General features: G+C 68.9%; 19 protein-coding genes. 11 read left to right on the top strand and 8 right to left on the bottom strand.

Going from position 1 to position 24987, the window contains the following annotated elements; all coding sequences use genetic code 11:
- Nucleotides 1–146 precede the first annotated feature (146 nt).
- Together ACZ4TW_RS21020 and trmB are read right to left on the bottom strand one after the other, a co-directional pair.
- Nucleotides 147–866: an NYN domain-containing protein gene (locus tag ACZ4TW_RS21020; RefSeq protein WP_465546042.1), complete on the bottom strand. Its 720-nt coding sequence runs from the start codon at nucleotides 864–866 to the stop codon at nucleotides 147–149.
- Nucleotides 863–1642, bottom strand: coding sequence for a tRNA (guanosine(46)-N7)-methyltransferase TrmB (trmB, locus tag ACZ4TW_RS21015; protein WP_465546040.1), 780 nt, complete (start codon nucleotides 1640–1642; stop codon nucleotides 863–865). The genes ACZ4TW_RS21020 and trmB overlap by 4 nt, the downstream gene beginning before the upstream one ends.
- Nucleotides 1643–1786: 144 nt before the next feature.
- Between trmB and ACZ4TW_RS21010 the strand changes: the two genes are divergently transcribed.
- The 8 genes from ACZ4TW_RS21010 (at nucleotide 1787) to ACZ4TW_RS20975 (ending at nucleotide 11850) form a co-directional block, all read left to right on the top strand.
- Entirely contained in the window at nucleotides 1787–2632 is an 846-nt protein-coding gene (locus ACZ4TW_RS21010) for a hypothetical protein (RefSeq protein ID WP_465546038.1), read from the top strand.
- Nucleotides 2629–4020, top strand: a complete 1392-nt coding sequence (locus tag ACZ4TW_RS21005) for a GTPase domain-containing protein (RefSeq protein WP_465546037.1) — start codon at nucleotides 2629–2631, stop codon at nucleotides 4018–4020. Before ACZ4TW_RS21010 ends, ACZ4TW_RS21005 begins: the two co-directional genes overlap by 4 nt.
- Nucleotides 3998–4339, top strand: a complete 342-nt coding sequence (locus tag ACZ4TW_RS21000; RefSeq protein WP_465546035.1) for a DUF6802 family protein — start codon at nucleotides 3998–4000, stop codon at nucleotides 4337–4339. Before ACZ4TW_RS21005 ends, ACZ4TW_RS21000 begins: the two co-directional genes overlap by 23 nt.
- A 208-nt stretch (nucleotides 4340–4547) precedes the next feature.
- Nucleotides 4548–6377 (top strand): phosphoenolpyruvate carboxykinase (GTP), encoded by a 1830-nt coding sequence (locus ACZ4TW_RS20995; protein WP_465546033.1) that lies wholly within the window; start codon nucleotides 4548–4550, stop codon nucleotides 6375–6377.
- A 147-nt stretch (nucleotides 6378–6524) separates the two neighbouring features.
- The gene (locus ACZ4TW_RS20990; RefSeq protein ID WP_465546031.1) at nucleotides 6525–7547 is read left to right on the top strand and encodes an esterase-like activity of phytase family protein; all 1023 of its coding nucleotides are present in this window, start codon (nucleotides 6525–6527) and stop codon (nucleotides 7545–7547) included.
- A gap of 80 nt (nucleotides 7548–7627) precedes the next feature.
- Complete coding sequence (locus tag ACZ4TW_RS20985; RefSeq protein WP_465546029.1) at nucleotides 7628–8455, top strand: ABC transporter ATP-binding protein; 828 nt, start codon at nucleotides 7628–7630, stop codon at nucleotides 8453–8455.
- Nucleotides 8455–11010: an ABC transporter permease gene (locus ACZ4TW_RS20980; protein ID WP_465546027.1), complete on the top strand. Its 2556-nt coding sequence runs from the start codon at nucleotides 8455–8457 to the stop codon at nucleotides 11008–11010. The genes ACZ4TW_RS20985 and ACZ4TW_RS20980 overlap by 1 nt, the downstream gene beginning before the upstream one ends.
- Before the next feature lie 36 nt (nucleotides 11011–11046).
- Entirely contained in the window at nucleotides 11047–11850 is an 804-nt protein-coding gene (locus ACZ4TW_RS20975) for a hypothetical protein (protein ID WP_465546024.1), read from the top strand.
- An 89-nt stretch (nucleotides 11851–11939) separates the two neighbouring features.
- Here the strand turns inward: ACZ4TW_RS20975 and ACZ4TW_RS20970 are convergent, their stop codons facing one another.
- Nucleotides 11940–12689 (bottom strand): class I SAM-dependent methyltransferase, encoded by a 750-nt coding sequence (locus ACZ4TW_RS20970; RefSeq protein ID WP_465546022.1) that lies wholly within the window; start codon nucleotides 12687–12689, stop codon nucleotides 11940–11942.
- A 92-nt stretch (nucleotides 12690–12781) separates the two neighbouring features.
- On the opposite strand from ACZ4TW_RS20970, the gene ACZ4TW_RS20965 reads away from it, so the two are divergent.
- Entirely contained in the window at nucleotides 12782–13933 is a 1152-nt protein-coding gene (locus ACZ4TW_RS20965) for a glycosyltransferase family 4 protein (RefSeq protein ID WP_465546020.1), read from the top strand.
- On the opposite strand, the gene ACZ4TW_RS20960 is transcribed toward ACZ4TW_RS20965, so the two are convergent.
- The gene (locus ACZ4TW_RS20960; protein WP_465546086.1) at nucleotides 13887–15593 is read right to left on the bottom strand and encodes an MmpA family trehalose lipid delivery protein; all 1707 of its coding nucleotides are present in this window, start codon (nucleotides 15591–15593) and stop codon (nucleotides 13887–13889) included. The two genes, ACZ4TW_RS20965 and ACZ4TW_RS20960, sit on opposite strands and share 47 nt — an antisense overlap.
- A gap of 83 nt (nucleotides 15594–15676) precedes the next feature.
- Nucleotides 15677–16600 (bottom strand): HpcH/HpaI aldolase/citrate lyase family protein, encoded by a 924-nt coding sequence (locus ACZ4TW_RS20955; protein WP_465546018.1) that lies wholly within the window; start codon nucleotides 16598–16600, stop codon nucleotides 15677–15679.
- Between the two features lie 77 nt (nucleotides 16601–16677).
- On the opposite strand from ACZ4TW_RS20955, the gene ACZ4TW_RS20950 reads away from it, so the two are divergent.
- Nucleotides 16678–17913 carry a polysaccharide biosynthesis protein gene (locus ACZ4TW_RS20950; RefSeq protein ID WP_465546016.1) on the top strand — a complete coding sequence of 412 codons (1236 nt, stop codon included), beginning with the start codon at nucleotides 16678–16680 and terminating at the stop codon, nucleotides 17911–17913.
- Here ACZ4TW_RS20950 and pgfA read toward each other — a convergent pair.
- Nucleotides 17863–18951, bottom strand: a complete 1089-nt coding sequence (gene pgfA / locus ACZ4TW_RS20945; RefSeq protein WP_465546014.1) for a cell envelope lipid trafficking protein PgfA — start codon at nucleotides 18949–18951, stop codon at nucleotides 17863–17865. The genes ACZ4TW_RS20950 and pgfA overlap by 51 nt on opposite strands.
- Here pgfA and ACZ4TW_RS20940 point away from each other — a divergent pair.
- Entirely contained in the window at nucleotides 18928–20364 is a 1437-nt protein-coding gene (locus tag ACZ4TW_RS20940) for an acyltransferase family protein (RefSeq protein WP_465546012.1), read from the top strand. The two genes, pgfA and ACZ4TW_RS20940, sit on opposite strands and share 24 nt — an antisense overlap.
- Here the strand turns inward: ACZ4TW_RS20940 and ACZ4TW_RS20935 are convergent.
- Both ACZ4TW_RS20935 and ACZ4TW_RS20930 read right to left on the bottom strand, forming a co-directional pair.
- Complete coding sequence (locus ACZ4TW_RS20935) at nucleotides 20262–24761, bottom strand: alpha-(1->3)-arabinofuranosyltransferase domain-containing protein (protein WP_465546010.1); 4500 nt, start codon at nucleotides 24759–24761, stop codon at nucleotides 20262–20264. The genes ACZ4TW_RS20940 and ACZ4TW_RS20935 overlap by 103 nt on opposite strands.
- Nucleotides 24739–24945: a DUF2613 domain-containing protein gene (locus ACZ4TW_RS20930; RefSeq protein WP_465546008.1), complete on the bottom strand. Its 207-nt coding sequence runs from the start codon at nucleotides 24943–24945 to the stop codon at nucleotides 24739–24741. Before ACZ4TW_RS20930 ends, ACZ4TW_RS20935 begins: the two co-directional genes overlap by 23 nt.
- Between the last annotated feature and the right edge of the window lie 42 nt (nucleotides 24946–24987).

The raw sequence follows: 24987 nt of genomic DNA, 5'->3' as shown, positions 1-24987 counted from the left end.
TCCTTCCTGAATACGGGTGGGGATCTCGAGATGCCCTGATCCGAACCGGTGGGGTGCCGACCTCCTCAGGGCACAGTACCGGGCGATTCTTACAGCCATGCCTGAGTGACACCTGAGTCGGACGGGATCGGCGGTGTGACCCACGATCAGCGCAGGAGCGCCGCCAGGGGCCGGAACGGGGTGAGCCACGCACCGTCGTCGGGGAGGGAATCCAGCCCGATTCGGGGTAGCGGCTCACGGAACACGCCGTCGATGTCCTCGAGATCGATGAACTCGATGTTCTCCGACGATAGCGCCCACGCGGCGTGCTCGCGGAATCCGATGACGGTGACGGGCGTGCCCTCGGCGGCGATCTCGAGCAGCGGCTCACGGAAAGCCTGACCATCGGCGGACGCGACGACGAGCCCGGCCAGGCCGACGGTGTGCCGGCGGAGCTCGATGTGATCGAGCATGTCGTCGTCGACGTCGCTGTCGTCGCTGAGCTTGGGTTTCGCGAAGACCGCGAACCCGACGTTGCGCAACGCGTCGACCCAGGGACGCACGACCTCGGCGCTGCCGGGGACGATGTTGGTGAACACCGTCGCCTCGGGTTCCGGCGGCGTCGAATCGCCGGAGGTGCGGGACAGATCGGCGGTGCGGCCGAGCAGCCAGCGTCCCAGGGCGTCGAAGCGGGGGCGATGGGCGGCGGTGGGTCGACCACCGAGGATCGCGCCCAGGCCCATGTCCATGTTGGGGGCATCCCAGACGAGCAGCACGCGTCGCGTCGTGCTGGTACCGCCCACGGTCTCGGCGAAGCCACCGGTGGTGCCGGTCACCCCGGTGGTGGTGGTTGTCTCGGTGTTGCCGGTTGTCTCGGTGTCGGTCACGGCGTGCCGCCTTCCTTCGGGAGGGGTTTGACGTACACGAACTCGTTGACGTCGCGCCCCTCACGCTCGGCGCGTCCCTCGAATTTGGTGGTGGGACGCTCGAGCAGGATCGGTGCGGACCGGGTGAGCTGCACGACGTGCGGCCCGGCCGGGTCCTGGGTCGCGAGGATTTCCGCGATCCATTCGGCGTAATCGGCGTGATCGGTGGCGATGTGCAACACACCACCGGGTTTGAGCCGGTCGGCCATCAACGCAATCGTGCCCGACTGGAGCAGCCGACGCTTGTGATGCCGCGATTTGGGCCACGGATCGGGGAAGAACACACGGATGCCGTCGAGGGAGTCGGTGCCGAGGAGTTCGGTCAGCACGATGACGCCGTCGCCGCGCACGAGCCGCACATTGGTCAGTCCGCCGCGGTCGATCAGTCCGAGCAACTGTGCCAGGCCCGGCTTGTAGACCTCGACGGCGAGGACGTCGACGTCGGGTTCGGCCTCGGCCATCGCGGCCGTCGAGATGCCGGTGCCGCTGCCGATCTCGAGGACCCGCGGGGCGTCGCGGCCGAACAGGGTGGACAGATCGAGTTGCGGTTGCGGGATGCGGTCGAGTCCGGTTTCCAGATCCTGGCCCAGCCGCGGCCACAGGGTCTCCCAGTTGCGCTGTTGTCCGGCGGTGAGGCTGCCCCGGCGGAAGCGGAAGCTGGTCACCCGCGGATACAGGCGGGAGCGGTCGGTGGCGGTCGGCTCGGGGCTCTCGCCGGGCTGGGTCTCCTCGTTCACCCCACCATGGTCGCCTACCCGACGCCGTGCGGCTGCATCGGCACCTGCTCGCGGAGTTGTCCACAGGCTGATCGTCGGGCCCGGCGCGGGGCCCGACGGCGGGATACATTCTCTGGACCGGTGCGCACGTCGGAGGGGGCGGGGATGGTGGAGCGAGTGACGGTGCTCGAGCATGCGCTGCGCCGACCCGCGACGCTGATGGCCGAGGCGGGGATCGTCGGCGAGGTGGCGCGCACCGAGGTGAGCGCCGCACTCGCCCGTTATCTGCGGCCGCTGGAGATCACGGTGACCGGGCGTGCCGGCTCCGGCCGCCACACCGCGGCGCGAGCGTTGCGGAATCGGCTCGGTGTGGTGGCAGGTGTCGAGATGGCTGGTGCGGATCTGCGATGTCATGTGCTGGCGGGTCCGCCGCGCGCAGCCGACCTGCGTGTTCTCGATGCGGGTGGGCTGCCGACGGTGGTGATCCTGGGTAAGGCCGATCTGCTCGACCCCGGCGATGTCGTCGACCTGCGACGTCGCTGCGGCGCAGAGCTCGGCTGCTCGGTGCTGGATGTGGTGGCGTTGTGGGCGACACCCGACCTCGACGAGGACGATCTGCGCCTGCTGTCCGCACTGGCCGCGGCGGGGGAGTGCGTGCCGTCGATGGCCGCGCAGTTCACGATCCCTGTCGGTATCGCCGCCGACGATCCGGGCACCGAGCGGCATGGCCGTACCCGGCTGCTGCAGCGATTGGGGCCTGCCGGTGTGGAGATGGCGCTCGACATCTTGGCGCGTGCCGACACTGCCGATCCCGAGGTGCTCCGGGAACGGATCGTGGCGGCGTTGGCCGCGACGAGTGGCTTCGATCAGTTGCAGTCGACGATCGTCGGCCATGTCGACGGCATCCGGCTGGCGCGGCTGGCCGATCTCCGCGCACGTATCAGCCGCCTGGCCGCGGCCGGTGTGGAACGGTCCGCGATGGAACGTCTGCTGGGGGAGGGGTGGCGGTGAGCGGCCCGACGCCCAGCCGTGTGATCGTCGTCGGCGCGGCGGGTTCCGGTGTGACGCGGCTGGTGGCCGCGCTGCGGGCCGCTGTTCCTGCCGGCGAGTTCGACATCACGGAGTTCGACATCACGGAGCTCGACCGGCGCGATGGGTTCCCGGTCGATGGGTCTGGTGGCGACGGGTCTGCCACCGTCCTGCTCCTCGTCGACCCCGCCGCACACGCCGATGCCGAGGACGTGGAGTTGATGGCGGCGGCGCGCGCCATCACGCCCGGGATCGCGCTGGTGTGTACCAAGACCGATGCGTACTGGGAGTGGCCGCGGGTGCTGGGTGCGGCACGGGAACTGCTCGATCCGGTGGCCACGTTGCCGGTGTTCGCGGTCTCGGCGGCTGCCGCCGATCACGGTGCCCTCGATCAATCCGGGCTCGCCGATCTGATCGACTGGCTGCGCGAGGAGAACCGTGCGGAGCCCGTCGTCGTCGATTCCCATCCGTCGGCCGGCGCTGCGGCGATCCCACCGGATCCGCCCGATCCGCCGGATCCGGCGGCGTTGCGTCGACGCATCGTGGCGGATCGGGAGCGGGGTCGTGCGGATCGATTGTCGGCCGCTCGTGTCGAGTTCGGAGCGGTGCGCAGCGCTGCTGTTGCCGAGGTCGGTGCCCGGATCGCGGAGCTCGGTGGAGCCGGGGATGCGGCGCGGCAGGGCGAGCGCCGCGACGGGAAGCCTGAGCGGGGTTCGCCCGCCGATAGGCACCGACGACTCGTCACCGCGGCATGCGAGGTGGTGGACGCGGTCCAGACGTATGTCACCGACCGGCTCGACGAGGCGTCGACGCGGGTGCTGCTCGGGACCGGGGCGGTGGCGAGTGCGTCGTCGAACCCGGCGTCGACCCCGATGTCCGGCCCCGCGGAGATCGCCGCGATCGTCGATCGGGCGTGGGATCGCGGTGGCATCTCCGCCACGAGCCGCCGTCGTGACGCCGAGGACGTGCTGCTGGCGGTGATCGGCCTGTCGTCGGGGATCGGCGTGGGCCGGCTCATCGGTGCGGGGCTCGGGGAGCTGGGTGCTCGAGGGTCCTGGGCGGGATCGTGGATGCAGTGGGCCGCCGTGCCGCTCGGCGTGCTGGCGGGTCTGGCGGTGGCGGTGTGGGTGATCCGGTCGCGGCGTCGCACGGTGACGTCGACCCGGATACGCACGAGCACCGCCGAGGTCCTCGGTGAGGTGCGTGGGCTGCTCGAACGCCAGGTGGCGACCAGAATCGGTGAGGTGGAGTCGGAGGTGGCGGGACTGGTCAACCGACACCACGATCGGCAGATGAGATCAGCGGCGGATCAGGTCGCCGAACTCGACGCGGAAAGGCGGCAGGTGAATGGACGCATCGGTCTTCGGTGAGGACGCATTCGGCGAGGACGCCGGGCCGCCCGACGACGGTGGTGTGTCGTCGTCGAATGGGCCCGCCGGGCACCTGTGGATTCGGACGGACGACTCGATCTGGGATCTCGGGCCGGCCGATCTGGACACCGACGCCGACGGGGTCGAGGATTCGCTGACACGGACCGGCGGGGAGGGGATGGCCGTATACACCGATTCCGACGGTGATGGCGAGGTGGATCGCATCACCGAGATCGATCAGGAGGGACGCTTCACCGCTCGCCACCGCAATCCGGACACCGGTCAGTGGGATCCGACGGACTCGGGACGCCTGGCATAGTCGTACTCAGCCAGCGCTTTCGTGGTTTTTTCAACCCGCGGGACGGGCCTGATGAAGATGTGATACACGTCACGTCGGGAGGGGTGTGGGATAGCGCTCATCTTCCCATCCGGTTACCTAGCGCCCGCTCGGTGGACGTAAACTGGTCACAAAGACGACATCGCCGGTGGTCTTCACCCCTGGGGGCCACCATTCCCGAGGAGACTTCATGACGTCAGCCACGATTCCCGGACTTGATCCGAACAGCGCACCCACCAAACATGCAGCTCTGCTCGCCTGGGTGGCAGAGGTCGCCGAGCTGACTCAGCCCGACGCGGTCGTGTGGTCCGACGGCAGCGATGCCGAATGGAACCGGCTGACCGACGATCTCGTCAAGGCGGGCACTCTCCACAAGCTCAACGAGGAGAAGAAGCCCAACTCCTTCCTCGCCAACTCCGATCCTGCCGACGTCGCTCGTGTCGAGTCGCGCACCTTCATCTGTTCGGAGAAGGAAGAGGACGCCGGCCCCACCAACAACTGGGTCGCCCCCGCCGAGATGCGTGCGACCATGACCGAGCTCTACCGCGGCTGTATGCGCGGCCGCACGATGTTCGTCATCCCGTTCTGCATGGGCCCGCTTGGCTCCGACGACCCGAAGCTCGGTGTGGAGCTCACCGACTCGGAGTACGTCGTCCTGTCCATGAAGATCATGGCCCGTGTCGGCCAGCCGGTCCTCGATCTCCTCGGTGAGGACGGCTTCTTCGTCAAGGCACTGCACTCCGTCGGTGCTCCGCTCGAGGCCGGTCAGGCCGACGTCCCGTGGCCCTGCAACCCGGACAAGTACATCACCCACTTCCCGGAGACCCGCGAGATCTGGTCGTACGGCTCCGGCTACGGCGGCAACGCGCTGCTCGGCAAGAAGTGCTACGCCCTGCGCATCGCCTCCGTCATGGCCCGCGACGAGGGCTGGATGGCCGAGCACATGCTGATCCTCAAGCTGACCAGCCCGGAGAACAAGGTCTACTTCGTGGCCGCCGCGTTCCCGAGCGCCTGTGGCAAGACCAACCTCGCGATGATCCAGCCCACGATCCCCGGATGGAAGGCCGAGACCGTCGGCGACGACATCGCCTGGATGCGCTTCGGCGACGACGGCCGCCTGTACGCGATCAACCCGGAGTTCGGCTTCTTCGGTGTTGCGCCGGGCACCAGCGACGACTCGAACCCCAACGCGATGAAGACCATCGAGGCGGGCAACACGCTCTACACGAACGTCGCGCTCACCGACGACGGCGACATCTGGTGGGAGGGCATCGGCGGCGAGACCCCGGCGCACCTCACCGACTGGCTCGGCAACAGCTGGACCCCGGAATCGGATCACAAGGCGGCGCACCCCAACTCGCGCTACTGCACCCCGATCTCGCAGTGCCCGTCGCTGGCCGCCGAGTGGGATGACCCGAAGGGTGTGCCGATCTCGGCGATCCTGTTCGGTGGACGCCGCAAGACGACCGTCCCGCTGGTGACCGAGGCCCGCGACTGGCAGCACGGCGTGTTCATGGGCGCCACCGTCGGCTCCGAGCAGACCGCTGCCGCCGAGGGCAAGGTGGGCACCGTCCGCCGCGACCCGATGGCAATGCTGCCGTTCATGGGCTACCACGTGGGCGATTACTTCCAGCACTGGATCAACATCGGCAAGAACGCCGACGCCAGCAAGCTGCCGAAGGTGTTCTACGTCAACTGGTTCCGTCGTGGCGACGACGGCCGCTTCCTGTGGCCCGGATTCGGCGAGAACAGCCGCGTCCTGAAGTGGATCATCGACCGCATCGAGGGCGAGACCGAGGGCATCGAGACGCCCATCGGCATCGTCGCGAAGCCGGAGGAGATCGACGTCACCGGACTCGACGTCCCGGCCGCCGACGTCACCGAGGCCCTGACGTTCAGCGAGGACGAGTGGCGCAAGGAGCTCCCGCTCATCGACGAGCTCTTCGACTTCGTCGGCGAGAAGGTTCCGACGAGCCTGCGTGACGAACTGGCCGCGCTGAAGCAGCGCCTCGGCGACTGATCACCGTGCATGACACCTTCATGATCTGACGCGAGTTTCACGATCACCACGACGCCCGACGGTTCGCCGTCGGGCGTCGTGTCATTTCGGCTACTCCTCGGTAACGAGCTACTGCTTGTGGCGCGTGGCTGAGGTAACGTCTGCCGCATGTCTTTTCGTTCGTGGGGTACTGCTGTGCTCGCCGCGGCGATGGTGATGCTCATCGGTACGGCCGTACCGGCACACGCCGCGCCCACACCGTCGGTCACCGACTCGGCGGGCGTCACCCGATATCTGAACACCGTCATCGTGCCCGGTGTACCCACGTTCGGCGCCATCTCCGGGATCGACCGGATCGGTAGGGGCGACTACGCCATGGTGTCCACCGATGTCGGGCGTGCCGGTCCGGCGCGGACCTACACGGTGAATTTCCCGGTCGACGCGGCGTCGCAGATCGCGGCGGTGCCGTCGTTTACCGGGGTCGGCACGATCCTCGGCCCGGGTAATCTCCCGATCCTGCCGGGGCAGGCCCAGTTCGAGGGCATCCGCGGGTTCGGCGCCAACTACGTCGTCGCGAGCGGTGGCAACACCCCGTTCGTCCGGATCGTCGGGCGCGCAGGCAACTTCGTGCGGGATCTGCCGTTGCCCAGGTCCTACCGCTCCACCAAGACCTCCGGCCTGGCCGGCCAGCGCGGCCTCACGGGTGTCGCGGTGAGTCCCCAGGGCTACATCAGCGTGATCACCGCCGGTGGGCTGCGCCAGGATGTCGGCAACGCCGCGCGGCTGCTCACCTTCGCCAAGGGCGGCAATCGGGAGCTGGTCTACAAGACCGACCCGGGCAAGGTCGCCGCGGACGTGCTCGCCGTCAACGACACCGACTTCCTCGTGCTCGAGCGTGGTCAGGGTCGTGTGACGAGGATCTACTGGACCACGAGCCGCGGTGCCGAGTCGGTCACGGGTAAGCAGAAGCTGTCCGGCAAGGAGCGGGCGATGCCCAAGAAGGTCATCTTCGACGTCGCGCCGCTGCCCTACCTGGCGACCGGCAACATATCCGGAATGTCTTGGGGCCCTTGGCTTCCGGAGCAGAAGGGGAAGAAGTACCGGAGCCGTTCGCTGCTCTTGGTGACGAACAACGCCTTCGCCGGACCGACCCGTCTGCACGGACTGGAGTACCGCTTCCCGAAGCCGTGACCCGCGTTTCTCGGGGGACTCTCAGGAGTTCAGGGATATTCCCGATGGATCCGTCTCGGGGTGTCTGGCACCGTTGAGCCATGACCGAAGACACGCGGGCTCCGCGTATCGCTGCACAGGCATCCCATCTCACCAAGGTCTACGGGACCGGTGACACCGTCGTCGAGGCGTTACGCGACGTGTCGATCTCCTTCGCCGCGGGTGAGTTCACCGCGATCATGGGACCGTCGGGTTCGGGAAAGTCGACGCTGATGCACTGCCTCGCCGGTCTCGACGTCGCGACGTCGGGCAGCGTGCAGATCGGGGATGTCGAGTTGACCTCCCTCTCCGACAAGCAGATGACCCTGCTGCGCCGCGACCGGATCGGCTTCGTCTTCCAGGCCTTCAACCTCGTGCCGACGCTCACCGCTGCCGAGAACATCACGCTGCCAGTCGACATCGCGGGCCGCGAGGTGGATCGCGAATGGTTCGACACCGTCGTCGGGCGCCTGGGTATCACCGACCGGTTGACGCACCGCCCGACGGAACTCTCCGGCGGACAGCAGCAGCGTGTGGCCTGTGCGCGCGCACTGGTGGGCCGGCCGGAGATCATCTTCGGCGACGAGCCGACCGGCAATCTCGATTCGCGGTCCTCGGGTGAGGTCCTCGAGATCCTGCGCGCCGCGACCGACGACTTCGGGCAGACCGTGGTGATCGTGACGCACGATCCGCGCGCGGCGTCCTATGCGGATCGGGTGGTGTTCCTCGCCGACGGGCAGATCGTCCGTGAACTGCAGCGCCCGAGCGCCGACGACGTCTTCGAGGTCATGAAGCATCTCGACGATCCGGATACATCGGGGGCCGTCGGTGGCGCCGGTGCAGGTGCCGGTGCCGGCGAGGACGATCCGAACCCGTACGTGGTGCGCTGATGGCCTCCTCGGTGATGCGGCGGGTGTCGCTGCGCAATCTGGCCGCGCACAAGCTGCGGCTGTTCCTCACGGTGTTCTCCATCGTGCTCGGAACCTCGTTCGTGGCCGGCTCGGTCATCTTCACCTCGACGATCTCCAAGGCCTTCGACGGCATCTTCGACAATGTCGCGCTGGGCGTTGCCGTCGAGGTGTCGTCGAAGGATCCGCAGGTCGCCTCCGGGGTTCCGACCACCGTCGTCGACGAATTGACCGCCAAGAAGCAGGAATTGGGGATCGACCGGCTCACCACCAACTTCCAGGGGCTGGTCACGATCGCGAACTCGGAGGGGCGCGCCCTGCAGACCGGTGGTGCACCGAGCGTCGGCACCGCGTTCACACCGGCGGATCAGGCGTTGTCACCGAAGGAGGTCGCCTTGGTGCCGGGCGGATCCGCGCCGCACGGTGCGGGGGAGATCGTCCTCAACAAGAGCGCCGCGGAGACAGCCGGACTTCGGGTGGGATCGATGACTAAGGTCGTCCTGGGGCAGGGAGCGGCCGCGCCGCGTGAGGTGAAGGTCGTCGGTCTGACCGATCAGCCCGGATCGTCGAGCGGATTCGTCAATGTGCAGTTCGAGTACGCGGTGGCGAGGGAACTCTTCTCCGACGGCTTTACCGTTGCGCAGGTGGACATGTCGGCCGTCGACGGCGTGAGTCCGACGCAGCTGCAGCAGCGGGTGTCGGCGCTCATCGGCGATGACTATTCGATCCGCACCGGTGATCAGGTGCGTCAGGACCAGAAGGATCAGGTCAACGAGTTCCTGACCATCTTCCGTGGAATCCTGTTGGCGTTCGCGGCGATCGGCCTCATCGTGGGCACCTTCATCATCTACAACACCTTCTCGATGATTGTGGCGCAACGGAATCGGGAGTTGGCGCTGCTGCGTGCGATCGGTGCGGGGCAGCGGCAGATCTCGCGGTCGGTGTTGCTCGAGGCGTTTGTCGTCGGAGTGATCGGCGGGGTCATCGGACTCGGTGTCGGCATCGGATTGGCGGCTGCGCTCAAGGCGATCACCGCCGCGACGTCGGGTCTACCCGACGCCCCGCTGAGCATCACCGTGTGGTCGATCCTCGCGGCGGTGTTCGTCGGCGTCGTGGTCACCATGGTCAGTGCGTGGTTCCCGGCGGTCCGTGCATCACGGGTGCCGCCGGTAGAAGCCATGCGCGCCAACACGGTTGAGGGAACGTCGTCGTTGCGCAACCGCACCATCGCCGGGGTGGCGCTTCTCGTCGTATCGGTCGCCGCGATCATCATCGGTGCGATGGGCGTCGGGCTGGGGCCTGCGCTCGCCGTCGGTGGGGGTGCGGCGGGCGCCATCGTCGCGGTGGTCCTCGCGGGTCCCGCATTCGCCCGGCCGGTGGTCAGCGGACTCGGCAAGGTCATCGGCGCGCCGTTCGGCAAGATCGGACAGCTGGCGCGTACCAACGCGGTGCGCAATCCTCGACGATCGGCGGCGACGGCGTTCGCCCTGACGTTGGGGCTGATGCTGGTGGCGGTGATCGGGACGCTCGGCACGTCGTTCAAGGGGACGATCGACGACGCCGTCGACGCCGGCGTGACCGCCGAATACATCGTGATGGGCGCCAACAATCTTCCGCTGCCCGCCGCGACGGCGCCGGCGGTGGAGAAGACACCGGGAGTCGGCGGTGCCGTGTCGTTCGAGCTGGTGCGTGGATTCGTCAACGGGAAGATGGTTGCCGGGTACTCACCGGTGGGTGACCCGATCGGTGACTTCACCAACATCGAGATGAAGGACGGCGTGTCGGACGTCCTGCCGGCCGACGGCATGTTCGTCAGTGAACGGACGAGCGCGAACAACAATTGGAAGCGCGGAGACGTCCTCGACTTCGCCGCGTCGGACGGTTCGACGCTGCCGGTAACAGTGGCGGGTGTCTTCGCCGACAACGAGACGCTGCAGCCATGGATGGTGGGCAGCGAGGTGCTCGACAAGGTCGTGCCGCCCGCACGACGGGTCAACCAGACGATGCTCGTGAACGTGGCACCCGGGACGGACGCGGAGACGCTGCGGACCAATCTCGAGGACTCGACCGCCGACCTGTTGACGGTGCAGATCCTGAACCGTGATCAGTTCAAGAGCAGCATCTCGACGCAGGTCGATCAGATGCTCGGCGTGCTGTACGCGATGCTCGGGTTGGCGTTGGCGATCGCGGTGCTGGGCATCGTGAACACGCTCGCGCTCTCCGTGGTGGAGCGGAAGCGGGAGATCGGTATGTTGCGCGCGATCGGGATGCTGCGGGCGCAGGTGCGCCGCAGCATCTATCTCGAGTCGGTGCTGATCGCGATCTTCGGCGCGCTACTCGGCGTCGTCCTCGGCGGGTTCATCGGGTGGGCGTTGGTCCGCACGTTGGCCAAGTGGGGGCTCGGTGCGCCGGTGCTGCCGTGGGGGCTGATGGCGATCACCCTGGTCGCGGCGGCCGTCGTCGGCGTGCTGGCCGCGCTGTGGCCTGCGGTGCGGGCGGCCCGGACCAAGCCGCTGGAGGCGATTGCCGATCTCTGAGGGTGACGGCCGCGGCCGTTTGTCACAATCGTTGCTATGACCCAACCACCCGAGGACCCGCGCCAACCGCAGAACCCCTATGGGGATCCCGGTCAGGAGAATCCGTCCACCCGGCCGTTTGAGGAGACAGCCGCGACGGAGGCGTACAGCGATCCGGGGTATCAGCAGCCCTACTACGACGGCCCGCAGTACGAGCATCCGCCGCAGCACGCGCAGGAGCCGTACGGGCAGCAGCCGGGGTATGGCCAGCCGGGTTACGCGCAGCAGCCCTACCAGCAGCCGGAGCAGCCTTACGGGCAGGATCCCTATGGCCAGGAGCCGTATGGGCAGGAACCGTATGGGCAGGAACCGCAGCAGAAGTCGTCGACCGGGCGGACCACCGGGTTGGCGCTCGCCGCGTTGGCGGCGCTGGTGGTGGTGGCGCTCATCGTGCTGTTCGTGATCCGCGGCGGCGGCTCGGACTCCGACGAGGCAGGCACCGGTGGTGCGGCGTCGTCGACGACCACGACGACGACCTCCGAGGCCCCGACGACCACCACGACGACAGAGGAGACAACGACGACCACGACGACGACCACACCGTCGGGTCGCGTGGTGTATCAGCTGACCGGCGGCGGTGAGGTCGTGGGGCTGCGCTGGGCGTCGAACGGATCCGACGAGGTGCTCGCGGCGACCGGCACGCCGTGGTCGCAGTCGACGGTCGTTCCCGACGGCGCAGCGAGCATGTCGGCCATCGTGGTGCGCGGGCCGGTGACGTGCTCGATCATGGTCGACGGCGAGCAGGTGTCGACGCAGACCAGCAACGGCGGTCTGGTGCGGTGCTCGGCGACGATCGGCTGACGCTGTCCGCGCTTCGCTGCTTCGTACACCGACATCGGCCGCCGCGACGATAGTGGGCGTCACGGCCGGATTCGGTGTACCGAACCCGGTCAGCGTTTCCGCAGAACCAGGACCAGATTGGTGCCCAGGACCTCACGGATCACCGGCACCCGCATCACCCACCACATCCACGACGGCAGGTAGCGGGGGAAGGCGAGGACGAGCTCGGCGTCGTCGTCGACGGAGCGTGCCCACGCCAGGCCCTGGCCGGCGGTGACTCTGAAAAGTGACGTGCCGTACAGGTTCTTGGGTGGATGCCCGTGCCGCTTGGTGTACCACCGCGCCGCCCGGGCGCCGCCGACGTAATGCGTCAGTCCCATCTCGTGGCCGCCGAACGGTCCGTACCACAGTGTGTAACTGAGGATCACGGTGCCGCCGGGGCGGGTGACCCGCAGCATCTCCGCGGCCATCTCCCACGGCTTGCCGGTGTGCTCAACCACATTCGACGACAGGCAGATGTCCATCGAACCGGTGGCGAAGGGGAGATGCTGACCCGATGCGCGCACGCTCGCCCGGTGCTCGAGGCCGCCGGCGTGCATCTCCGATGCGTCGGGTTCGGCGGAGATGTAGTGCCCGCCGCGGTCCCGGAAGGCGTCGGCGAAGTAGCCGGGCCCGCCTCCGACGTCGAGGACGACGGTGCCCTCGAGTCCGTCCGGGTGCAGCGACTCGGCCATCACGGCGGTGTCGGTGGCGATGGCACCGTAGAAGCGCGCGGGGTCGGATTGTTCGAAGCGGAAGTCGTTGAGGAGTCCGGCCGCGCGACGCAGGGTTGCGTATCGGGCGAAGCTGCGGGTGGACACGGATCGACAGTACAGGCGCGCCCGTGGGCCGATCCCCCGCAGGTCAGCACACTGCGCATCGCTCATCGGGTCGCCGACTACCCTGGTCACCGATGAGTACCGAGCACCGTGTGCTGCTGCTCTGCTGGCGCGACACCGATCACCCGCAGGGCGGCGGCAGTGAACGCTACCTGGAACGCGTCGGCGCCGAGCTGGCCGCACGTGGCCACGAGGTGACCCTGCTGACCGCCCGCTACGCCGGGTCGACGGCCCGCGAGGACCGCGCCGGGGTTCGCGTCGTGCGCGCCGGCGGTCGGCTCGGCGTCTACCCGCGGGCGCTCGCGACGATCATCGCCGGGCGGTTCGGGCGTGGTCCACTCGGTGCGTACGTCCCCGACATCGTGGTGGACACCCAGAACGGCATCCCCTTCTTCGCGTCCACGGTGACCACGGCACCCACCGTGGTGCTGGTCCATCACTGCCATCGGGAGCAGTGGCCGGTGGCGGGCCGACTCCTCGGCCGCCTCGGTTGGTTCCTCGAGTCGCGGGTGTCCCCGCGGGTCCACCGGCGCAATCGCTACGTGACGGTGTCCGCGCCGTCGGCCGCCGAGCTCGTCGCCCTTGGTGTCGATCGAGACCGGATCACCGTGATCCACAACGGGATCGACCCGTTGCCCGACGGTCGCGAGGATGCCGCACACACGTCGGAGACCTCCGCGCAGCTCTGCGTGCTGTCACGACTGGTGCCGCACAAACAGATCGAGGATGCGCTCGCCGTCGTCGCCGATCTGCGTCGCACCCGCCCCGACGTGCACCTCGACGTCATCGGCGACGGCTGGTGGGCGCAGGAACTGCGGGATCGGACCGCGCACTTGGGCATCGTCGACGCCGTCACGTTCCACGGCCATGTCTCGGAGAGTCGCAAGCATCATCTGTTGGCGCGTGCGAATGTGCATCTCATGCCGTCGCGTAAAGAGGGGTGGGGGCTCGCGGTGATGGAGGCTGCGCAGCACGGTGTGCCGACCATCGGCTACCGCTCGTCGTCGGGTCTCATCGAATCCATCGATCATGAGAGCACCGGACTCCTCGTCGACGGTGTCGGCGAGATGACCAGTGCCACAAGAAAACTCATCGACGATCCGTCGGCGGCGCAACGGCTCGGTGCCGCTGCGCAGCGCAAGGCGCGGGAGTATTCATGGCACGCGACGGCCGACGGCTTCAGCTCGGTGATCGACGACGTGACCGCCACCCGGCCGCGACGCTGATCATCAGTCCGACGACGACGGTGGCAGCCCAGATCGTATGCGCGGCCAGCGCCGCGACCCGTGCGCCCGTACTCGCGTGCCGTGTGACCGCCCCCTCGATGCGGTAGACGCTCAACTCCTCGCCACGGAAAACCGGTGTGCGAGAATCGAGTTCGCGGGGAATCGGCTCGCCCTCGACGATCACCCAACCGACACCGTGAGCCGCCAGTTCTGCCGGGGACCCGCCCGCCGCGAGGATCGCGTCGACCTGGGCGCCACGACCGGACGCGTCGTCGACGGGGATGCCGTCGACGACCAGTGCACCGCTGTCGAGCACGTCGGCGGCGAGCATGCGTGGCAACGGGTCCAGCGACGGACCATCGGCCCAACCGTAATCGCGGACCGGGCCCGGTGGGTACAGCGCCACCGCGCCCTCGTCGGCGGGGATGAGAGCGGCGACGGCGGTGAAGTCGTCGGGGTAGGTGACCGTTCGCAGCGATCCGCCGACGCCCCACGCCAGATCGGGTAGCGGCGCGACGATCAACAGCAGGCACGCCGTAAGTGCGAAACCCGCAGGCAACCAACGCCGTAACGCGATCGTCGCAGCGGCTCCGGCGACCGCGTAGAACGGCACCGCCAGCGCCAGATACTTCTGGGTGTCACGCAGTAGGCCGGCGCCCGGCACCGTCTCCACGAGCCAGGTCAGCGCCGATGCCCCCGGTCCGGTGGCCGCGACCACAACCAGGATCACAGCGGTGATCGCCAGTACCGCAGTCGCATCGATGACCGTCCGGGTGATCGCGTCCGCGCGAGTCCGCGACGTCCCCGTGATGCGGATCCGGCGGCGGTTGAGTTCATACGTGCCGAGCAGGACGACGGCGAACAGCGCCGCCGTCGCGAGCAACGCCCAGGGTGACGTCCGGCTCGCGGGCACGGCGTCGGCATTCCAGATGCCACCCAACCCAAGCGCGGTGCCCGGCAATCCCAGCCACGGTTCGGCCCGGAGGCCGAAGGCGGCCACCCCGCCCGCGCCCGAGACCGCCGGTGCTGACCCGACGAGCGCGGCGGTCAACCACGGCAGCGAACCGATCAGCATGACGCCGGCGAGGCCGAGAATCCATCGGGCGCGCGGCAGCCCGGGAACCCTCACGAGCAGGGCCGTCCCGACACCGATGATCAGTACGCCGGCGTAGACCGACCCGGTCGGCGTGAAACCTGCTGCCGCACAGGAAACCGTGAGGGCCGCGGCGGGGCCGACGCGCCGACCTCGCGAGGCATGCGCGGCGTCGAACAGTGCCGTACCCAACCATCCCAACGTCCCGAAGGAGACCAGCAGGCTCCAGTGTCCCTGCAGAAGTCGTTCGGCGACAAAGGGATTCCAGATGGAGAGGAGGGCGGCAATCATCGCACCCACCCGCCCGGCATCGGGCACCAGGCGCAGTGCGAACCTGCCGAAGCCGACGCCGGCGAGGGTGAGACCCGCCAGCGTCAGCACTGCGACGAGTACGCCGCCGGGGATGATCGGTGATGCGACGGCCAGCATCCCGTCCTGCGGCACCGCGCGCGGTGCCGCATCGCCGAGTCCGAGTGCGCCATCGGTCAGATACGACCGCGACGTCGACACCGCATCACGGAACAGGAAGTACCGGCCGCCGCCGAGCGCCGCGAGCAAGGGCCCCATCATGATTGCCGCCGCGGCCAGGCTCACCGCGTAGAGCAGCGGCAGCACCCGGACCGGGCGGCACATCGTCGAGACCCCCGAACTCAGTAGTGGTAGGTGTCCGACGGAGCGGGCATGTGCACAGGATCGTCGTCGTATTCCGACGAGGTGATCCCGTAGGCGCGGGCGAGGTCGAGGATCTTGGTGGCACGCGCGATGCGGGGGAGGTCGGAGCCGTTGCGGATCTCGCCACCGTCACGCTCGAACTCGGCGAAGAACTCGGTGGCCCAACTGATCTCGTCCTGCGACGGCGACAGGCCCTCGTTCACCGGGTGGCACTGATCGGGTGTAAGGCAGATCTTGCCGGTCATGCCGAACTCGGCGCTCACGGCGGTGGCCTCGCTCAGCTTCAGTGCGCTCGAACCGACGGTGGGGCCGTCGATGGCACTGGGTAGATGATTGGCCTTGGCCGCGATGGTGAAGCGTGATCGCGCATAGGCCAGGGTCGCCGGATTGTCGCCGAAGCCGGTGTCGCGACGGAAGTCTCCGATGCCGAACGCCAAGCGGAAGGTGCCCTTGGCCGACGCGATCTCGCTGATGCGTTCCAGGCCGCGGGCCGTCTCGACCAGCGCGACGATCGGGATGTCGGGCAGGCGGTTGGCGGTCTCGGTGACGTGATCGACCGACTCGACCATCGCCAGCATGACGCCGCCGATCGGCGTCTGCGCGAGCGCGGTCAGGTCGTCGGCCCACCACGGCGTCCCGAATCCGTTGACACGCACCCAGTCGCCGCGGCCGATGTCGGAGGTGAGCCAGCGGACGACGTTCTCGCGGGCGGCGAGCTTGTCCTTGGGGGCCACCGCGTCCTCGATGTCGAGGACGACGATGTCGGCGCGCGAGCGCGATGCCGGCTCGAACTTGCCGAACTGGGCGCCGTTGACGAGGAGCCAGCTGCGGGCGAGGACGGGGTCGATCCGGGAGCCCGGGTCGCCGTGATCGGCGGTGTCGGTCGTCGGTTGGTCGTACATGGCGTCCATCGTTGCCTATCCCGGTGTTGCGCTGCAAAAAGAGGGGCCGTCGCGTCGGCGATGACACACTGAATGGCATGTCCCGCAGATGGTGGGTCTCGGTGGGTTGGGTGACCGTCGGGACGATGGTCGCGAATGTCTGCGCCTATCTCGTGCACCTGCCCGCGGGGCGATGGCTGGGTCCCGACGGCTACGGCGAGTTCGCGGTCCTGCTCGCCGCGATGTTGGTGCTGGCCGTCCCGGCGCTGGCGTTGCAGGCCGTCATCGCCCGCGAGATCGTGCGTGGCGGGGCCGTCGCCGAGATGTGGAATCGGACGTGGCGGCTGACCGTCGTCGTGGCTCTCGCGATCATCCCGGGCACCCCGCTGATGATGTATCTCGCCGACACCTCCGCCGCCACGACGATCGCCGGACTCGCCGCGGCACCCGGATTGGTGCTGCTCTCCGGTGCGCAGGGTGTGCTGCAGGGCGCGCGCCGGTTCACCGTCCTCGCGGTCGTCCTCGCGGTGGTCGGCGTGCTGCGGTGGGCTCCGGTGGTGGGGATCCTCGGGCTCGGCGCAGGCCCGCCCGCGGCGCTCTGCGCGGGCGCCGCGGGCACGTTCGCGGGTGCCGGGCTGGCGTGGTTCGTCGTCGGCCGGGCGGCCATCGGCGAGGCGTCGGATGTCTCGCGGACCGGCCGTGCGTCGTCGGGCGTCACCGACGTGATGCGGGCATCTCAGGTGCAGTTCGTGCTGATGCTGGCGGTCACCATGGACCTGCTGCTCTCGCGCAGTGTGTTGTCGGAGACCGACGCCGGCGTCTACGCGCTGGGCGCGGTGGCCACCAAGGCGGCGTTCTGGCTGCCCGCGGCGATCGGCGTGGTCATCTATCCCTGGCTGGCGGATCCGACGACGTCGGGCCGTTCGCTGGGCCGGGCACTGACGGTGGTCGCGGCGATCGGCGCCGTCGTCACCGCCGCGGCGGGTGTCGCCGGGCCGCTCGTGCCGGTGATCGTGTCGGAGAGCTACCGGCCGCTGACGTCGATCCTCTGGGTGTTCGCCGCGACCGGCGCCCTTCTCGCGATCCTGCAGGTGGCGTTGCTCTGGGCGATCGCCGCCGAGCGCACCGCCGTCGCGCTGATCGCCTGGGTGGTGGTGGCCGTCGAGGCCGCACTCATCCTGGCGTGGGCCCATTCCGTCGTGTCGTTGGTGACGATCGCCGCGACGTCAGCGGCCATCTCGACTCTTGCGACCGTCGTCGTCGCGACGTCGATCGGTCCGCGCTCAGCGACGCAGCCGCGCCCCCAGACGCCGAGCGCGAGCCGGGCTGAGTAGCACCACTCCGGCGCCAAACGCGAGGACTGCCAGCACTCCGGTCGCGATCGGGACCAGGCGACCCCAGATGGTGATCGGCATGCGCTGATCGTCGGCCACGGACGCCATCTGCGAGCGGGTCCGATCACTGTAGGTCAGCGTCGTCGACAGGTTCGTCAGAGAGATGTTCTCGGGGTTCGCGCCGGCCGGGCGGTACTGCTCGTCGATGGTGATCCGCTCGTCGAGGATGGTGCCGGTGACGGGATCGACGGCGAGCTCCACATCGCCGCGGTGATGCAGCGTCGCAGTGATCTCGCGAGCCGGATTCCCTTGTGCCCCAAACCACGATGCCGGCCGAGTAATGACCGTCGGGCGCCCCGCGGACTGGTCGCCGTAGACCGCGTGCAGGTCGGTGTCGGGGATCGCGGCGGTGAACTTCGACGCCGTGCGCCCACTCACCTGGGTTTCACCGGCATAGCGCAGCGGCACCGTGGAGCGGGTGATGACGTCGAAGTACTCGGCGTCGGCGGCCGCCACGTCGAACGGCAGTACATAGGTCATCCCGCGTCGATCGGGGATGGTGATCGCCGCCTGCTTGTCGTCGTACTGGATCTCCGACGACCCGCCGTCGGCGAGGTCGGGCGCAGCGGTCCGACGGTCGAGCGTGACGCGATCCCGCACCGCGACGAGCGTGGCGTCGTTGCAGTCATCGAGAAACTCGTCGGCGCGCAGCGACGTCCCGGCCTGCAGGGTCACCCGGTCGGCATCGGACGGCTGCACCGCGACGACCCGCCGACTCCGCGTGACCGACGTCTGCACGGTCTCCGCCCGCGCGCCGTCGACCGAACACTGATCGAAGACCGTCGACGACCCGGTGGATCGTGCGACGGTCGTGACATCGGTGTGCAACGGAATGGTGCGTAGACCGGGGACGTAGAAGAGCGGCAGCGCGATGGTCACCGCGAGCAGGAATCCACCCAGGAACAGCAGCACCGGGCCAATGAGATCGGCGGTCGAGAAGCGACTCTCCGACGGATGATCGAGGGTGCTCGTCGCCATACCGGCGAGATTACCGGTGTCGTCGTGGCGGCTACGCTGGCAGGCGACATGAGCAGCACCGACGTCGCATCGTCTGCCGGACCGACGCGTCCGGCCACCGACACGCGCCGGTTCTTCCCGCAGCTCGAGGGGATGCGCGCGATCGCTGCGCTCGGCGTCCTCACCACCCATGTCGCATTTCAGACGCGGGCGGTGCAACTCCCGGTCATCGGTCCCGTCCTCGGGCGACTCGATCTCGCCGTCGCACTGTTCTTCGCGCTGTCCGGCTTTCTGCTGTGGCGGTCCTGGGTATCCCATGCTCACGACGACGCCCCGCGACCATCGGTACGCCGTTACCTGCGGCATCGCGTGGTCCGGATCTGGCCGGCCTATGTCGTCGTCGTGATCGTCGTACTCACGCTGCTGCCGGAGGCGAAAGGCGCCGATCTGACGGTCTGGCTGGCCAATCTGACGCTCACCCAGGTGTTCGTCCCGTTGTCGTTGACCGCGGGGCTCACCCAGATGTGGAGTCTCTCGGTCGAGGTGACGTTCTACGCCCTGCTCCCGATCATCGGGTTCGCGATGCTCCGTGTCCCACGGCGTCGTCGAATCCCGGTGCTGATCGCGCTCGGCGTGTTGAGCCTGGGCTGGGCCTGGCTCTCGGCGACGTTCCCGCTGCCCGCCGGCGTCGAACCGAAGAACTGGGTGTTCGGGCATCTGCCGTGGTTCATCGCCGGTCTCGTCCTCGCCGAGATCGCGGGGGCGGTGGAGTTCAGCGGTGGCGGTTCGGACGGTGGCGATCCGGAGGGGGGCGATTCGGAAGGGGACGACTCGGCCGAGCGTCTGGGCCAGCATCCGCGATGGCTGCAGATCGTGGTGCGGCTCAGTGCCCGACGCGGCCTGATGCTGATCGTCCTCGTCGTCGCCTACGGTCTGGCCTGCACCCCGCTCGCGGGTCCGACCGGCCTCGGTGACCTGGCGTCGTGGCAGTTCGCGGTGAAGATGATTCTGGGCGCCATCTGCGGGTACGCCGTGCTCGCCCCGCTGATCTGTGGCGACGGCCCGTACCGGTTCCTCACCTCGCCGCTGATGCTGGCGCTGGGGCGCTGGTCCTACGGCATCTTCATCTGGCATCTCGCGGTGCTCGCGGTGGTCTTCGGCCTGTTCGGCATCGTGCCGTTCAGCGGGCATATGCCGCTGGTGTGGACGATGACCGTGGTGGTCACGATCGCGGTGTCCGCGGCCAGTTACGCGTTCGTCGAGGAACCGGCGCGCCGCTGGTTACGTCGCAGCGAAGCGCGCAGTGCGCACCGCCGCGAAGCGCGCAGTGCCTACCGCAGCGAAGCGCGCAGTGCCCACCGCCGCGAAGCGCGCAGTGCCGGTATCACCGACGACGACACGAGTGTCGACACAGCGATCAGCGCCGGAACCTGAACCCACCATTCGTCGCCGACATACCCCGTCGCGGAATGCCACGGACCGGTGGCGAGCCCGACGGTGGCGGCGAGCATCGCGACACAGGTGACGACGACGCCGATCCGCGCACCCACCCATCCGGTGACCACGGCCCCGCCGATCGCGATACCGACTCCCCACCAGCCCGCCAACAGCCACGACGCACCGAGCCAGCCGACCAGCGCGAGGGCCGGTGCCCTGATGGGAGCGATCGCCTCGATGTCGACGGGGGACCGTAGCCACGCGGCCGGCAGGAGTCGTAATGGCAAGTGGTGCAGGGGAAGCCAGGCCAGCGCGAGCAGCAGCGCGAGCACGACGAGACCGATCCCGATGCACCAGCGGTATACCGAATCCAGTGCGTAGCGCATCGTGACCGTGCCGTCGACGCCCGTCGGGATAATCCATCCCTGCTGCCACCCGTCCACCGCGATCGGCGTCAGATCTGTTGTGCCCGTGGAGGTATCGATGCTCGCCCGCCAGCCGGAATTGGTTGACTCCGGGACACTCAGGACCCGCTCCGTCGACGACGGCCCGACGCTCACCTGCCGGAACGTGGACTGCCAGGTGTCGACGGTGGGCTGGCTGATTGCCGTTGCCGGTGCGAGGGGTGCTGCCGTCGCGCGCAGATCCACCGAGTCGACGCTGAAGGCGTTGCCGGGATTGACGGAGAGTTCCTGTTCGCCGGCGCCCAGGCCGATGGTGGCGTCATCGCATGGCCGGGCGACGATGGGCGAACCGCTCCGCAGGGCCGCGCGGGTGGTGGTGGCCGAGAGCCGGATCACCTGACCCGACACCGTGATTCCGATACCCGCGTCGCATCCGATGGTGACGGGCGCATCGTCGGCCGCTGTGGTGCGAGTCGCTCCGGTCGGCGTGGGCAGCACCGCGATCTCGCTGATCCCGGCGGGTGCCGGCCGCGCGAAGCCCAGCGCGTTCACGTCGATGACGTCGGTGGTGTGGAGCACGGTCAGGGTGATGCGGTCGGTGGTCGCGGGATAGAGGGTGATGATCCCGTCGGCGGGCACGGTGCGTTCCTGACGGCCGGTCCCGAGATCGACGGCGACCTTCGTGGGCGCCGCCGGGTAGTCCGTGGGTACGGTGAGAGCGAGCTGCTCCACCCGTTGCGCCTGCGGAAGGCGCAGGGTCAGTTCGGGATCACGGGTGGCCTCCTTCTCCGCCGCGTCCTTCTTCTCGGCCTGCTCATCGGCGTTGGCGTCATCCCTGTCGCCGCGTTGCTCGACGTCGGCGGGATCTCCCTCAACCGGGCCGCGTGCCCCGGAGGTCACCGAGGAGTCCTCGTCGGTCTTGTCGGTACTCGTATTCTCCGGGGCCGTCCAGGTGGTCCTGGGGTCACCGTCGACGGCCGCCTGCGCCGAACCGCGCGGGTCGGTCACCCCCGACGGTCCGTCGGCCTGGATCTCGCCGGCGCGGAACAGTAAGGCGCGGAGCCCATCTCCGGGCTGCGGACGCAGGGTGACGGTGGGTGTCGCGGTCAACGGCTGCGGCACCGACAGCACCCGGGTGAACACGCCGGGGCTCTCCGGTGCGAGCCCCAACCCGGGCGCGCAGCGCACCGTCGGATCCGCGGAGGTCTCCACGCAGGAGGATCGCCCCGAGAGTTCCTGTCCCAGAACCCATTCGGAGACGCTTGTCGCGGCGTCGAGTTGCGGCAGCACGATACGCTGCCGGATCGGGAGGGTGGCTCCGGTCCTGAGGTCGGTGATCGCGACGTCGGCGAGGGCGAACTGATTGCCCGCGGTGCGATCGGCGGTCTCGATCGCGCGGATCGTCACCGACCGGGTCGGGCCGCTCGGCAGACTCACGGTGATCGGCTCGCCCGGCTCGACTCCCTGCGCCACGGCGCTGCCCGCATCCGTCGTCACCAGGATCGACGAGACGTCGGACCCGATCGCCTTGGCCGTGGTCAGCGTGACCGACAGATCCGATCGCGGCTCGGTGAAATCAACCCGCAACCATCGACTGACCGCGGACTCCAAACCGCCACTGACCCAGGCGGTATCGGGATCACCGTCAAAAGCGGCGGCGGTCGAGTTCGCCGGTGAGGTCTGCCCGGGTTGCGTCGCATCCGACGCGGAGCCCGACGAGCTGACACGCACCTGCCCTGGTTCGTTGTCGACCAGCCACTGTGCCGTCACCGGTGACGCGCCCTCGACGGGATAATCGGCGACGGCGTTCTGGGTGCGCCGCGGATCATCCGGCGACCGGATCGCGGAGCTGTGATCGTCGACGCGACCGAAGTCGATCTCCCGATCGGCGGGAGTGTCGGTGACGATGACCGGGCCGGTGCTCCCGGATTCGGTCACGGTCAGGCCGGCACGTGTGGCGTCGGCGTCGAGCAGTGTCGGCCCGAGCGTGGGTTGCCCCGCCTGCGCGCGTTGGGCGTTGATCGATGCCAGGGCCTCGGGGCCTCCGATGACCCGGGGCATCGACGACAGGTCGGTGAGAATGGGTCCGGTGTCGCCCGTAGCTCCCGAACCGGGTATGACGCGGTAGATGGTGATCGCCCGCATCGGCGGCCGCAGACCGTTGTCGCGGACGACGCCGGCCACCGTCGACGGCCCGATCTCCGGCCCGAATTCGGCGGCGCGGGTCAGCCCTGGCGACGCCCCGAGTGCCTGCTGGGCGAGGAGCGGTCGCGCCGAACGCGAGGTATCGGGATCGAGATCGGCGCGTAGCACAACGGTGGAAATACCCTGCTGCGCAAGGGTTTCTGCGAGTCCGGGGGAGCCGCGTCCGGCGGCTATCTCGCGTTGTACCGAATCCAGCGCGCGGATCGCGCCGGGAGGCGTCAGGGGAATCGCGTCGCGTACCGCCCACGGCGTCTGGGCAAGTGGCTGCAGCGGCTCGTCGCGGGTGAGTCCCCACAGCTGATCGGCGAACGGTGCGCCCGGGACGACCAGCGTGCGTCCCGCCGGTCTGTCGGGGTTCTCGTCCTGGGCGGCGAGCCAGTCGGCGGTCTGCTTCCAGTACCCGGGGATGTCGCGGTAGCTGTCGGCGGGAGTGAGCTGACCCGTCCACATCAGCGAGCCTGCCCCGACGATGGCGACGAGCACGACGATGGCCGCCGCCACCGGCCGCGAGCGCTGGGGATGTGCGAAGGCGGCGAGCGACTCACGGATCGGGACGGTCGGTGGCAGTGGCACCCGCGCCAGCAGATGCGCGACACCGAGGACGGCGGGGATGCGGATGAACGGCTCGAACTTGTGGATGTTGCGCAGGGGTGCGCCCGCGCCGTCGAGGAAGACACGGACGTGCTCGGCGATGGGGGAGCCGAGCGCCCCGGCGTAGCCGACACACATGATGACCAGGCCGACGACGAGAACGGTGATCAGCCGCCCGCGAAACGGCATGTGCCGCATCGCCAGTCCCGCGAGACCGGCCGCCACCAGCACGCCCGTCGCCAGCACCGCCGCGGGCTGCGTCACGAGCACGGCGCCCGCGACGCGTTCGGGGGAGACGAACGGCGTCCACGAACTCGTGCCGCGCAACACCTCCGTCAACGACGTCCACTGTGTGGTGACCCGAGACGATTCGATGAAGTCGAGGAAGGGTGGGGAGACCCGGGACAGGATGAGCAGTGGCGCGATCCACCAGGCGCACGCCATCGCGAGGCCCAGCGCCCACCATCCGCCGAAACGCCACGTCCGGCCGGCACGCAGATGCATCGCCCACCACAGCACCGCCACCCCGACGGCGGCGACGGTCGCGACGGCGTTGACCGCACCCATCAGGGCGACGGCGGCCGCGGACAGGAAGGCGTTGCGCCACAGGGGCTTCGCCGGTGCTGCCGGAGCGGCGTCGGGGTCGGGGTCGGGCACCGGCGAGAGTGCCCGCACGACGGGCAGCAGCACCCACGGGGCCAGCATCATCGGCAGTGTTTCCGACGAGATGGACCCCATCGTGGTCAGCACGCGCGGACTCAGCACGAAGATCGCCGCGGCGATGATCCGGGAGGCAGGCGAACCGATGCGCATCGCCTCGGCGAGGCGCACCAGACCGACGAAGCCGACGACGAGCAGCAGCGCCCACCACAGCCGCTGCGTCACCCACGGCGGTAGATGGGCCATCTCGCCGAGCGCGAAGAAGGCGCCGTGCGGAAAGAAGTACCCGTAGGCCTGATTCTGCACCTGCCCCATCGGGGCGACGGGCGTCCACAGGTGGGCGGCGCGCGCGAGGAATCCGAGCGGGTTGGCGGTCAGATCGAGTTTCGTGTCGGCGGCGACGAGGCCCGGCGACTGCAGAAACGAGAGAACGAGGGCGACAAGTGTCGCGATGACGACACCGCGCCGGGAGAGCGGTCGGTGGCCGGTAAACCCGGGGCTCGCGGACCGATCAGTTGTTGTCGTCGGCTCCACGGGTGCCGTAGTCCACCGAACCCTGGACGAATCCGCTGTTCGGGTTGAAGCTGTTCAGATCCGTGGACGGACTGGTCTCCGCGGTGGCGAAGAATGCACCGATGACCGCGGCTCCGCCGATGAGGAGTCCGGCGACGCCGGCGATGGCCCCGGCGAGGAGACGGTTGGTGCGGTTGTTGCGCATGGCGACGAACCTACCATTGCGCGGAGCCCGTGGACGTGAGGA

It is taken from the genome of Agromyces sp. NPDC029043, from assembly GCF_055564615.1.
Note: the sequence above shows the minus strand (reverse complement) of the source record. Positions and strands in the feature narration are given on the sequence as shown.